General features: G+C 43.6%; 9 protein-coding genes. 3 read left to right on the top strand and 6 right to left on the bottom strand.

Annotated elements, in window-relative coordinates; translation table 11 throughout:
• Positions 1-143: 143 nt before the first annotated feature.
• The 3 genes from EPX21_RS18905 (at position 144) to EPX21_RS18895 (ending at position 6,133) form a co-directional block, all read left to right on the top strand.
• Positions 144-671, top strand: coding sequence for a ferritin (locus EPX21_RS18905; protein ID WP_134091231.1), 528 nt, complete (start codon positions 144-146; stop codon positions 669-671).
• A 253-nt stretch (positions 672-924) separates the two neighbouring features.
• Positions 925-3,654: a TonB-dependent receptor gene (locus EPX21_RS18900; RefSeq protein ID WP_134091230.1), complete on the top strand. Its 2,730-nt coding sequence runs from the start codon at positions 925-927 to the stop codon at positions 3,652-3,654.
• A gap of 190 nt (positions 3,655-3,844) precedes the next feature.
• Positions 3,845-6,133, top strand: a complete 2,289-nt coding sequence (locus EPX21_RS18895; RefSeq protein WP_134091229.1) for a GH92 family glycosyl hydrolase — start codon at positions 3,845-3,847, stop codon at positions 6,131-6,133.
• A gap of 71 nt (positions 6,134-6,204) precedes the next feature.
• Here EPX21_RS18895 and EPX21_RS18890 read toward each other — a convergent pair whose 3' ends face one another.
• From EPX21_RS18890 to EPX21_RS18865, 6 genes are all read right to left on the bottom strand, one after another.
• Positions 6,205-7,509 carry a folylpolyglutamate synthase/dihydrofolate synthase family protein gene (locus EPX21_RS18890; RefSeq protein WP_134091228.1) on the bottom strand — a complete coding sequence of 435 codons (1,305 nt, stop codon included), beginning with the start codon at positions 7,507-7,509 and terminating at the stop codon, positions 6,205-6,207.
• A gap of 21 nt (positions 7,510-7,530) precedes the next feature.
• Positions 7,531-8,349, bottom strand: a complete 819-nt coding sequence (locus EPX21_RS18885; RefSeq protein WP_134091227.1) for an energy transducer TonB — start codon at positions 8,347-8,349, stop codon at positions 7,531-7,533.
• A 22-nt stretch (positions 8,350-8,371) separates the two neighbouring features.
• On the bottom strand, positions 8,372-8,782 hold the full coding sequence (locus EPX21_RS18880; protein ID WP_134091226.1) for a biopolymer transporter ExbD: 411 nt from the start codon (positions 8,780-8,782) through the stop codon (positions 8,372-8,374).
• A 26-nt stretch (positions 8,783-8,808) separates the two neighbouring features.
• Positions 8,809-9,510 (bottom strand): MotA/TolQ/ExbB proton channel family protein, encoded by a 702-nt coding sequence (locus EPX21_RS18875; protein ID WP_134091225.1) that lies wholly within the window; start codon positions 9,508-9,510, stop codon positions 8,809-8,811.
• Positions 9,511-9,591: 81 nt separating this feature from the next.
• Complete coding sequence (locus EPX21_RS18870; RefSeq protein ID WP_134091224.1) at positions 9,592-10,632, bottom strand: hypothetical protein; 1,041 nt, start codon at positions 10,630-10,632, stop codon at positions 9,592-9,594.
• A 41-nt stretch (positions 10,633-10,673) separates the two neighbouring features.
• Positions 10,674-12,392 (bottom strand): TonB-dependent receptor, encoded by a 1,719-nt coding sequence (locus EPX21_RS18865; RefSeq protein ID WP_134091223.1) that lies wholly within the window; start codon positions 12,390-12,392, stop codon positions 10,674-10,676.
• Between the last annotated feature and the right edge of the window lie 15 nt (positions 12,393-12,407).

Below are 12,407 nucleotides of genomic sequence, written 5' to 3'. Positions count from 1 at the left end.
TTCCTTTCGCCTCCTGAGATAGGGTCAGTAATTTAGACTGAATACGTATTGATTTTATTTTAAGTAACTTAAGTGTTAATTCTGTTATCTTTGTTAAAGATTGAATGGCGCCGACGGCTCCATTGGTTATTAATTATTTGAGTATGAAAGACCTATTGCGATTAAAAACTTCGTTAAATGAAGAAATAGAAAACATATTAAACGAACAGGTAAAAGTGGAAGCACACTCCTCTGCTATTTATTTAGCGATGTCTTCTTGGTGCGATGATCAGGGTTTTGATTTCAGCGCCGGCTATTTCGCTAAACAGGCCGATGAGGAAAGACACCACATGCTGAAGCTGTTTAATTATATCAACGATCGCGGTGGAAAAGCGATTTCACCTGAGATTGTGAACGTACCGAAAGATTTTGAATCGTTCAGAAGTGTATTTGAGTTGGCATTAGAACAAGAGATGCATGTAACGGCTCAGTTTAATACAATAGCAGAAAAATGTTTCAAAGTAAAAGATTTTGTTACTTTTCAATTTATTCAGTGGTTCTTAGCAGAACAGATTGAGGAAGAATATGTAGCAAGGAGAATCTTGGAAATGTTTGATGTAATTGGTGAGGAAGGTACCGGTCGTTGGGAAATTGACAAACATGTACCGAAGGTGACGTATAACGCGGAATAAGTGCTGCGTTTCAAACAAAAAAAGAGCCATTAGTGATAAACTAGTGGCTCTTTTTGATTGTAACTACGACTCCCAACGGACTATTACCTACTAACTATTAACTGTTCCCGCTACAACTCCCTACTTCCCACTAGCGATCTGCATAAAAAAAATAATCCAATGAAATAAACATTAATTCAGCTATATTAGGGTGTTCATAAGATTTAAAGTTATTTCTCGTTACTATTAAAGCATCGGTAGGATTAAGTATTATATGCAGCGGGCTTTTTTTTGCATAATCGTCATTTTTTCTTTTGTTATAAGTGCAAAGGGGCAGATTCAGACAAGAGAGGTGCGCGGTGTGGTGCAGGATTCTACCGGTAGACCCCTTGTCGGCGTGACGGTTAGGCTCTACGCAAAAAACGACACCATGATGGTGAGTACCAATGAACATGGCCGTTTTATTTTTAACAAAGTCGCTGCAAATGACTTTAAGTTAGCTTTCAGTTTAATCGGCTTTCAATTATATGAAAGGCATTATACTTCCAATGTATTACTTCCTATTACCGAACTTGTAACGGTAAATTTGAAGGAACAGCCGCATGAACTCCAGGAAATTGCAGTTTATGGAGTGGTTCCCGTCGTAATTAAACAAGATACTATTCAATATAATGCAAAGGCCTATGCTGCGCGTAAGAACGCCCTGCTAGAGGATATGATTAAGCAAATGCCCGGCCTACTGGTAGACAGGCATGGGAATATTGACGCGCAGGGACAACGCGTAACGAGGGTTAAGGTAAATGGAAAGGACTTTTTCGACGGCGATGTGCTTACCGCAACGCGTAATTTGCCCGCCGAAATTGTGGAAAATGTTCAGATAATAGACGATTACGGAGATCAAGCGAATATCACAGGCATTAGAAATACCGAACCCGAAAAGGTGCTCAATGTAACCATTAAGGAGGATAGGAACTTTGGAACCTTCGGCCAGGTGACGGCGGGAGGTGGTACGGATGTGAATGATGAAGTGCACGGCCGGTATATTGGTAGTTTTTCTGCGAACAAGTTTAAAGGAAATAAGCAGGTCTCTATTTTAGGGTCAAGCAATAACACCAACACAAGCTTGTTCAGCTTTGGCGATCTCAGCGGTGCCGGAAGCAGGAATGGAGGCGACTTGAGTAGCATGATCGATGGAGGAGACGGTATTAATAGTACAAACTCTATTGGCTTTAATTACCGCGACGAGGTTGCAAAGGGTGTGTCTGTCTACGGTGGGTATACCTTTACAAAACGTAAAAATGAGACGATCGGAACAACGAGACTGACCAGTGTTTATCAGAATCGACTTATTAACTCACTCGACGAAGTTCGATCGCTTTCCAATAATACGAAACATAAGCTTACCTGGACGGTTGAAGCCAATATAGATTCAGCGAATTACTTGAAAATTACGCCCACTGCTTCCTATAATACGAATGACTTGCTAAGTGAGAGCCGCAGTGCAATTACGGATAACAGGGTGTTTACCGACAGACATTATAACACCTCCGGAACCCATAATGATCCGAACTTTGATTTGGACCTTTTTTATAATCATCGCTTTCCGACAAGAGGAAGGAATTTAAGTGTAACGGCAAAAATGGAATACTATAAGCGGACTAGAAAGGATCTGGCAGATGATTTCTCTATGAGTATCGACTCCGCGTATAGCGACCCGGAGGTAGGTTACCAACAGTTTAAACAGCGACTGGATAATTTCAGCTACAATCGCAGTGCCTTGTTGGGCATCTCTTATACCGAGCCGGTAACGAAACGGAGCTATTTGGAACTCAACTACCAATACGAATCCAACTCTATAGCCAATGCTAGAAACACGTTTGACATCGATTCTATCCGATCCAGGGAATCTCTGGTGGATTCCTTGAGCATTGACTATGACTACCTCTTTCAAACACATCAATTTGGGGTCAACTATCAAGGAAGTTTAGAACGATTTAAATATACAGTGGGTTTTGCCCTGCAACCTACCAAGTTGGATGGCAAAACACCCTCGAGGGATGTGATTACCCATATAAATAATTTGAATTTCGTTCCCAGTGCCCGTTTTCAATATACGATTAATAAAAGCAGTAACCTTTCCTTAAATTATAGAGGTCAAAATAATCAACCGGCGTTCACCCAGATTCAACCCGTGAGGGACGTCTCCAATCCACAATATATCGTCGTAGGAAATGCAAATTTGAAACCGGAGTTTATGAACACCGTCAGCCTCCAGTATAGAAGTTTTAACATACAAAACGGGAGTTCGCTTTTTACCAATTTTTCGTTTACGCATATACAGGATAAGGTGGTAACCAATCGGGTAAGTTCACTGAACAGCACCATACAGGAAACCGAATTTTTGAATGCCAATGGTTATTACGATCTGCGGGGCTTTTATCATTACAGCGCTCCCCTGGCAGGAAAAGTGCTGACACTGAACCTAAATGGCTCGATGGACTATGCGAATAATTTAGCCTACATCAATAATGTAAGGAACGTCGCGAAAAATATGATCTTCTCACAAAATTTACAGGTCAACTTCCAAATCGAGGATTTAGTCGAAGCAGATTTACGAAGCAGTTATACGCTTAATAAGATAAAGTATAACATTCCGTCTTTTATGGATGCCGGAGCGAATACCTTTAGTCTGGGTTTTGGCGGAAAGGGCTATCTGCCGGACAACTGGGTCGTCAGTGCCGATTTTTCACAAAATTTCAATTCGGGATATAGCAGCTCTATCAATGTAAATCCAACCTTGTTAAATGTCTATATAGAAAAGTCCTTTCTGCAAAACGATATGTTGGCAATTAGATTCCAAGGCTTTGATCTTTTTAACAAGAACAGGGGTGTGCGGCGCGAAATTATAGGTAATAGCATTATGGATATGCAGAACAATCGCCTTGCTCGCTACTTCTTGGTATCCCTTAATATCCGACTACAAAAATTCCCTTCTGAAATCTGATCGTGGCCGCTAAGCCCAACCGTCACCGCCTAGGCGGTTGCACTACACCAGTACGGAACAAGGAAGAAACCAATTTCAGCTTTAACGTTTTAGCTATATAAATTATTTTACATATATTAGCCCCATGAGGAAAAAATCCTCAAATTAACCAAGTCAGCACTATATTGAATCAAGCAAAATCACAAATCTAATGAAACGCTTTATCCCTTTATTTTCTATGCTTATGTTTACTTTCGGCCTTTGGGCGCAGGAAGTAAAGACAGTTTCGAGTCCGGTTGATTATGTAAGCACACTGGTAGGTACCTTGTCTAAACACAGTTTATCTACCGGCAATACATATCCTGCCATTGCTCTCCCTTGGGGCATGAATTTTTGGTCGCCCCAAACGGGAAAAATGGGCGACGGTTGGATGTATACATACGATGCGGATAAAATACGAGGCTTTAAACAAACGCATCAGCCATCGCCATGGATGAACGACTACGGGCAATTTGCCATTATGCCTGTTACCGGAGCTGCCCGATTTAACGAAGATGATAGAGCCAGTTGGTTTTCGCATAAGGCAGAAGTGGCTACCCCTTATTATTACAGTGTCTACTTAGCCGATCATGATGTAACCACAGAAATTGTCCCTACGGAAAGAGCGGCGCGCTTTCGAATGACTTTCCCAAAAACCGACAGCGCATATGTCGTCATCGACGCTTTTGATAAGGGATCCTATGTTAAAGTGATTCCTAATGAAAATAAGATTATCGGTTATTCTACCAAAAATAGCGGTGGCGTTCCGGAGAATTTCAAGAATTATTTTGTGATGGAATTTGATAGGCCCTTTGATGATGTTGCCGTATTTGATGGAGATAAGCTTCAACCGGACGATGTGGAATTGAAGGGAGAGCACGCTGGTGCAATGATCCATTTTAAAACCGATAAGGCGGGTGAACAAGTGAACGTCAAGATCGCTTCGTCGTTTATTAGTCATGAACAGGCTGCGTTAAACCTGAAGGAAATCGGAAACAAGAGTTTCGAAACGTTAAAAGAAGAAGGTAAAGCCATCTGGAACAAAGCACTGAGTAGGGTAGAAGTAGGCGGGGGCAGCATCGATCAAGTACGTACCTTTTATTCCAATCTGTATCGTACACTCTTATTTCCCCGCATGTTTTTTGAATACGATGCAAATGGAAACGTTGTTCACTATAGCCCCTATAATGGAAAAGTACTTCCGGGCCATATGTTTACTGATACTGGATTTTGGGACACTTTCCGGTGCTTATTCCCGTTCCTGAACCTTGTTTATCCCGAAATGAATACGAAGATGCAGGAAGGATTGGTAAACGCCTACAAGGAAAGTGGTTGGCTTCCAGAGTGGGCCAGCCCCGGTCTCAGAAATGTGATGGTGGGCAATAACTCTGCATCTGTAGTGGCAGACGCCTATATTAAGGGACTACGGGGGTACGATATCGAAACCCTATATGAGGCTTTGTTACACGGTGCAAATAATGCAGGACCGCTGACCGCCGTTGGACGGGCCGGTGCTGAGTTTTACAACAAGCTCGGCTATGTGCCTTATGATGTAGATATCAATGAAAATGCGGCACGGACCCTGGAATATGCTTATGACGATTTTGCCATTTACCAGCTGGCGAAAAAATTGAATAAGCCTAAAAAGGAAGTTGAACTTTATAGAAAGAGAAGTTTAAACTATAAGAAGTTATTTGATCCGGAAACGGGATTGATGCGCGGGAAAAATCAAGACGGTAATTTCCAGAAACCTTTTAATCCCTTCAAGTGGGGCGACGCCTTTACAGAAGGAAATAGCTGGCATTACTCATGGTCGGTGTTTCATGATATACAGGGACTGATTGACCTGATGGGAGGCAAAAAGGCATTCGCGAATAAGCTCGACTCGGTCTTTACTTTGCCGCCTATTTACGACGATAGTTATTACGGACAAGTTATTCATGAAATTCGCGAAATGCAGATTGCCAATATGGGGCAATATGCGCATGGAAATCAACCTATTCAGCATATGATTTACTTGTATAACTATGCAAATGAGCCTTGGAAAGCGCAATATTGGGTTCGTGAGACCATGAATAGAATGTATTTGCCTACGCCGGATGGATATTGCGGTGATGAAGATAATGGCCAGACATCGGCTTGGTATGTGTTTTCAGCCCTTGGCTTCTACCCCGTGGCACCGGCTACCGATCAGTATGTTATAGGAGCGCCTTTATTTAAACAGGCTAAGATTAAATTGGCTAGTGGAAAAGAGATTATATTAAACGCGCCGAATAATAGCGTGGATAACAGGTACATCGACAACCTACGGTTGAATGGTAACTCGTATACGCGGAATTTCTTCTCGCATGAAGCGTTAATACAAGGAGCAACGATTGATTTTGACATGGGAAGTCAACCGAATAAATCGCGCGGCGTGTTGGATGCAGATTTGCCGTATTCGCTCTCAAGAGAGCAATAAGCTAGTACATTATCGGGCTTGTCTAAAGATCATGTTTTAGACAAGCCCTTTTACCATTGCTATAGACCAGATTATTGAAAAAGGGGCAAGGCTTCGGCCACCACAAAAGTGCTTCCACCGATGAAAATCAAATCTTCTTTTAATGCGACGCCTTGAGCAGCCTTAACCGCGTCTTCCACACTATCATAAGCTTCCCCAATCAATGCATAGCCGACGGCTTGCACTTTTAACTCTACTGCAGGGAGAGCGCGTTGAAAACCCGGACTACAAAAATAGAAACTTGCTTCTTTGGGAAGCAGGGTAAGCATATGTTCGATGTCTTTATCCCGCATAACGCCCAGTACGATGTGTAGTTTCCGATGGGGCGTACGGGACAAATCTTTGATTATTTCTTTCCAGCCGGCTTCATTGTGGCCCGTATCGCAAATCGTCAGCGGTTGTGTCGACAGGGTTTGCCAGCGCCCCATTAAACCGGTCAGTGCTTGAACCTTTGCCAAGCTGTCAACCAGGTGACGCTCGGTGATTGTGAAGCCGTTTTCTTGTAATACACAAATGGAACTTAGTACGCCGGGGAGGTTCTTCTGCTGATAGCTCCCTCTCAAATCCAAATGAATATCAATTGCCTTTAAAGCGCCTGTTTCTTTGGGTATTGCCTTTAAATGTTGAGACTGTGCCTCCATGGAGCACGCCTCGATGATCCATTGATCGGTGGCAAAAACGATCGGAGCGGCTAATTCCTGCGCCCGGTTGATAAATATAGAATCGATTGCCTCCTGTCTTTCGCTAACCACAATTGGGGTTTTGCGTTTAATAATGCCGGCTTTTTCTCCGGCGATCTCCGTTAAGCTGTTCCCCAACATGTTCATATGGTCGTAACCGATATTGGTGATCAAACTCATTACCGGCTCGATAATATTGGTGGAATCCAGTCGGCCGCCAAGACCTGTTTCAATGACGGCGATATCGACCGCTGCATCGGCAAAATAACGGAAGGCCATCGCTACGGTCACCTCAAAAAAAGAAGGCTGTATGGCTTCAATCAAGTCTTGGTTGGTTTTAACGAAATCGACTACAAAGGCCTGCGGCACCAGCTCGCCGTCGATTTTTATTCGCTCTCTGAAATCCAATAAATGAGGCGAGGTATAAAGGCCGGTTTTATATCCGGCAGTCTGCAATATCGCTGCCAGCATATGGGAGCTGCTCCCTTTTCCGTTCGTGCCCGCTATATGGATGGATTTAAACGCTCTTTCCGGATTTTTCAAGGCATCACAAAGTGCCCGGATATTGGTTAAATCTTTCTTGAAAGCTGCGGAGCCGTCGCGCGTAAACATCGGCAGACGGCTATACAGATAATCTATTACTTCGAGGTAATTCATGGTTCGGGAAAACGAGCGTCCTTACTTTACTTTAAAGTTGAACACGACAATGCCTGACTGAAATTCGGGGCCTCCGTCCGTTGCATTTAACCGCGCATTTCTAACCGCCGTCTCACATTTTTCCCACAGTGACGCATCCGATAACGTGGTGCCTTTCGCACCCGCCCTTGCTCGGGTTACAACCCCGTTTCGATCGACGGTGATTTCTACGGCCACCCGCCCTGAGAGCTGTCCTTTATCTTCAATCTGTGGCATGACAGCAAAAGATCGGTTCGGTAAGCCTACCAGGCCATTGCCAGATCCTCCTTCACCGTAATTCGTGGCCATGTTATTCCCTTGTAAGCTCCCTTGATTCCCCGGCGTGGATCCCGTTCCGTCACCCACACCCACACCGTTATTTTTTTTGCCGGTGTACAGGGCATTAGGATTCACCGTTGGTTTACTTTCCTTTTTCTCTGGGGTAATTGTCGGCGTATTCGAAGTCGGTTTTGCTTTTTCTTTTGTTACCACAGCGGGCGCATCCTCTACGTCTTGTGTAACCACCGTTTTATCGTTGGTTTCCTGAGATGCCACAGGGGTAGGTTCTTCGTTGGGGATAACTTTGTCCGGACGCGTTTGATTTGCATTCGGATCCATAGAAGGCTCGTCTAGACTCATATAATCTTCTCCCATTCCTTCCTCAGCCGTCCCGTAGTTCACAATCAATCCGCCTGTTCCGAACTCGATAGCCGGTTGGCTCAACATCCAAAAGAAACTCATCAGTAGGAATGCCGCAAATACTCCCGCTGATATGGCAAATGCCTTTGGGTAGTTGTTTTCTTGCTTATGCTGATGGTTCATCACGCGCTCTCCAATTTAAATGCTAACTCTTCTCTTTAGGCTCGGTAGCTAAAACAAGTTTGATCTTCAGTTTGTTGGCAATATCCATAACCTGAATGACGTCTTCTATTGCTACCGTCCTGTCTACGTATAAAAGAACCGTTAATTCCTGCCCCTCCTGTACATAATTTTGTAAGGTAGGCGTTAACTGATCCAGCGATACCGGTTTATCCTCTACAAAGTACTGCAATTCTTTATTAATAGACAAGCTTATCGTTCGCTTCGCTACGGATTGCTCTCCCGACTGGGAACGTGGCAATAGGAGTTTCACGACTTGCGGATTAGCCACTGCAGAAGCTAATAAAAAGAAGAGCAGCAAGAAGAACATGATGTCGTTCAGTGCCGATGTATGCACTTCTGCGGCCGGTCTATGGTGTCTTTTCCTTAAATTCATCAGAAATCTTTTTTAAGAAGCCTCGCTTAGCTTCCGGGTTCATCTAATAGATCGATAAATTCGATGGCATCTGTTTCCATGCGCAGTATTAAACGGTCAACCATCATATTTAAAATATGGTAACCTACATAGGCAATGATACCAATGATAAGCCCCGAAGCCGAGGTGATCATTTTTGTATATAATCCGCCGGATACCGTGCCAATTTCAATTACGCCTTTTATAGATACTTCATGAAAGATGGTAATTACTCCAATGATCGTACCAACGAAACCCAACATAGGCGCGATACCCGCAATAATACCTAAAACGTTGATATTCTTCTCCAATTTCGATACTTCCAATTTACCTACATTCTCAATCGCTCCCTCGATATCTTTGATCGGCCGGCCAATTCGCGTAAGTCCTTTCTGGAGCATAGCACCTAACGGACCGTTGCTGTTACGGCATAACGCCAATGCAGCTTCTAAGCGGCCCGACATAATGTGCTGTTTCACCTGAATCATCAGGTTTGAATCGTAGCGCGATGCCTTTTTTATGGTTAAGTATCTTTCGATGAAAATGACTAAGCCTAAGAAAGCCAGAATAGCGATGGGAACCATCACCCATCCTCCTTTGATAAGCAGATCTAACAAACTTAAATCTTCAATGGGTGCGGTAGAGGGCCCTGGTGCTGTCAGCATGGAATCCAATGTTGCGGGTGTGTCTGTGACTTGTAATAAGAACATGTTCTATTAAATAATAATTTTGTTTTACACTGTTTGTTTAATATCGGTGCCAAGATAAAATTTATTCCCGGCATTTGTATGTCAAGGGTATATATATGCTTCTTTGGTTATCTCATTTCTAACTTTTTCCAACTCTTCTTTGGCTGCTTCTTTCGTAGCGTAGGAGCCATAGCATATTTTTTTCCTGTTGTTAGGCATATTGCTTTCCAGGACAAATGCATTGATACCGATCGTTCTAAAATATTTAGCCTGTTCAATGGCCAATCTCAGCGTTTTGAATGAGCCGATTACGATGGAAAAAGGTCTTTCTTTAGACGCTTTCCGCACCAGCGGCTCCTTTTCCGGTGCCGGCGCTTGACGCAGTGTATCGGCGACGCTATCTGCCGGATGAACGGTTGTTGCTGTATCCGGTACAATGGCCGACGGTTGCTGCCCGTCGCCACTTGCGTGATCGGTCGTGTCAACTGGTGTTATAGCTGTTTGGACAGGATCATTCGGAATAACGGCGTTTTGGCGCTTCCACACCAAGAAACCAATCAGGCCAATAAACACAACAGCCGTTAAACCCCAGAGCCATGTGCGTTTACTGCTTGCTGCTTGGCTCGGTACTTCTTCCGCCTCTGCTTCAAACGGTGCTTCTTGCTCAAGAATAGGCGCGTTCACTTCGTCTGGCCTCGCTTCTTCTGCTTCCGATATGATAGGCAGCTCTTCGGAGACAGTCGTCTTCTTATAGTCGCCAATAGGCTGTAATCCCCAAAAGCTTGGATCGGCCTCCGCAACCAATGTATAGATACCGGCAGTCTCTTTAAGCGTACCGATAGGCTGCAGTTTAGCTTCGCCCTGTTCTTTGATCGCTGTTTGTAGGTGACTTATCGCCTCGCTTATAGCAGCTAGGGCTTCTTCATTGGATAGATGAAGAGATTTCGCTACGCAGTCGACTAAATGGCTGTCGGTCACCGCCTGCGGAACCAAGGAATAGCTACTTGCTGGAGGCAAAAACTTTTCCAATTGTTCATCGTATCGAGCCGCAATACGGCTCTTTGAAAAAACACCAATACCCGGTACACCAACCTGTGGGTGGAGGAGTAAGAGCTGATACAAGTATTGGCCTAAATTGAGCATTCTTTTTTCGTTTGAGTCGGCAAATTTAAAAAGCTTAATAATTAAAACGAAACGTTAACGCCACCTATTATATTAAAGCCTAAACGTGGGTAATATAGGAATCGTTCATAACCTTTGTTCAACAGGTTATTTCCCCTTACATATACACCAATCTGTTTCGTAGCCCGGTATTCCAATCCGGCGCTAACATCAAGGAATGAGGGCATAGATACTGTTACAGGCGCAGTGGGATCCATCGTACCTATCCCAGCGTACGGCTGGTAACTTTTGGCTTTCATCGCATCGTTGAAGAACAGTTCTCCATCCAAATAGACTTTTTTGCTAATATTGATGCGTGTGTTCGCTGCTAGACGCAGTTTCGGAATAAACCACGCTTCTGCCTCATTCTCCAAATCATATTCATTGAAGAGGAGGTTACCTCCTAAGCTCACCGCCTCGGATACGCGGACGTTGACATCGCCTTCTAGACCAAAGACTTTATTTTTTTCTCCGCGGTCGTAGATGATACCGTACCTCGACGGCGCATTGGGCTGGATCGCATAAAATGGAAGATCGCTGATCTGCTTGTAAAATACACCGATTTTATAACCGAATGTCGCACCTGCATTTCCTTTTATCCCACCGAAGACATGCAGTTTTTCGAGCATATTATGAACCGCCAGCGTATTACTGGCTGTGTCGATAAATGGGCTTTCTGTAAGAAAGGGATTCTCATTGGCTAATGTTCGGAACGAGGTCTTAACAACATCACCTTTCACACCAGCATAAATACTGGCATATTCCGGCACTAAAGCAAAGTCGAAATCAACGCTTGGAAAGATGTTATTCCGCGTTTCGTCGCCGCCAAATTCGCTTACAAAGGTAGCTCCCAAGGTCAATTTATAGTTTGATCCCTGAAAACGGATATAAGGATTTAAACGGGCTATATGGTTACCTAAGGTCAAATTGTTGCTCTCTAAACCGGTGAAATCGCCAGATAAATTTGCTCCTACATTAAAGGCGTTGATCTTTTTATTGATGTTACCGCTGAGGGCAAACGAATTCTCTTTTGAAGAGAAAGCATTTCCGAAAAGATAGCCATCTACCTTTAATGAGTAACTCAACAGCTCCTCGTTGTCTACGTGATTACTATTTAATTCCCCCTTAATATAGATGTCGTTATAGTGTTGTTTAACAGGGTCTGTATTTAAATCGGGTTGCAGGGGTACGAAACCATAATAGCGAGTCGCGTAGCGATTAAACCCGATCTCTCCGTTTAGCGTAATCCGATCGAGGATACTTCTTCCAAATAAACCTATCTTTTGCTCACTGAAATTTTGTCCTTCATAATCCGAACCTTTTTGACTCAGGTGTTTAACGAAGCCGCCTACCTGAAGGGCCTCATCCTCGCCATTACTGATATACAACTCACCTAAAAGGGTGTTAAAATTCCCAGCGCCTATCTTCGCGTAATTATTGGTTAATACGTCGGGACGCATAGCCGGCAATTGCTGTATCTCCAAACGGTGAGTACCCGTGTTGATGTCTAGTTTTCGGTCGAAAGTGGAATAATTGAGTTTAGACAAATATTTGCGGTTGTTCGTGAGATCCGGACTTTGCCTGATTTTAACCGCGTCAGCCAGAATAGGCCTATAGTCTCTAACGACTTCAATTTCTCCTAAATTTCCTTTAGCCTCTTCTTGAGGTACTTGTTCTTCTTCTTGCGCGAAAGCTGCGAAAGAGCAAAAACCTAAGCCGATTAATAATGTATATTTTAACATTGAAGAATTCAATAT

It is taken from the genome of Olivibacter sp. XZL3 (genome assembly GCF_004368405.1).
GTDB lineage: Bacteria > Bacteroidota > Bacteroidia > Sphingobacteriales > Sphingobacteriaceae > Olivibacter.
Note: the sequence above shows the minus strand (reverse complement) of the source record. Positions and strands in the feature narration are given on the sequence as shown.

What these genes read in the sequence shown, in the direction of transcription:
- EPX21_RS18865 (WP_134091223.1), bottom strand. Translation starts at nt 12,392, where the DNA reads ATGTTAAAATATACATTATTAATCGGCTTAGGTTTTTGCTCTTTCGCA.
- EPX21_RS18870 (WP_134091224.1), bottom strand. Translation starts at nt 10,632, where the DNA reads ATGCTCAATTTAGGCCAATACTTGTATCAGCTCTTACTCCTCCACCCA.
- EPX21_RS18890 (WP_134091228.1), bottom strand. Translation starts at nt 7,509, where the DNA reads ATGAATTACCTCGAAGTAATAGATTATCTGTATAGCCGTCTGCCGATG.
- EPX21_RS18875 (WP_134091225.1), bottom strand. Translation starts at nt 9,510, where the DNA reads ATGTTCTTATTACAAGTCACAGACACACCCGCAACATTGGATTCCATG.
- EPX21_RS18900 (WP_134091230.1), top strand. Translation starts at nt 925, where the DNA reads ATGCAGCGGGCTTTTTTTTGCATAATCGTCATTTTTTCTTTTGTTATA.
- EPX21_RS18880 (WP_134091226.1), bottom strand. Translation starts at nt 8,782, where the DNA reads ATGAATTTAAGGAAAAGACACCATAGACCGGCCGCAGAAGTGCATACA.
- EPX21_RS18895 (WP_134091229.1), top strand. Translation starts at nt 3,845, where the DNA reads ATGAAACGCTTTATCCCTTTATTTTCTATGCTTATGTTTACTTTCGGC.
- EPX21_RS18905 (WP_134091231.1), top strand. Translation starts at nt 144, where the DNA reads ATGAAAGACCTATTGCGATTAAAAACTTCGTTAAATGAAGAAATAGAA.
- EPX21_RS18885 (WP_134091227.1), bottom strand. Translation starts at nt 8,349, where the DNA reads ATGAACCATCAGCATAAGCAAGAAAACAACTACCCAAAGGCATTTGCC.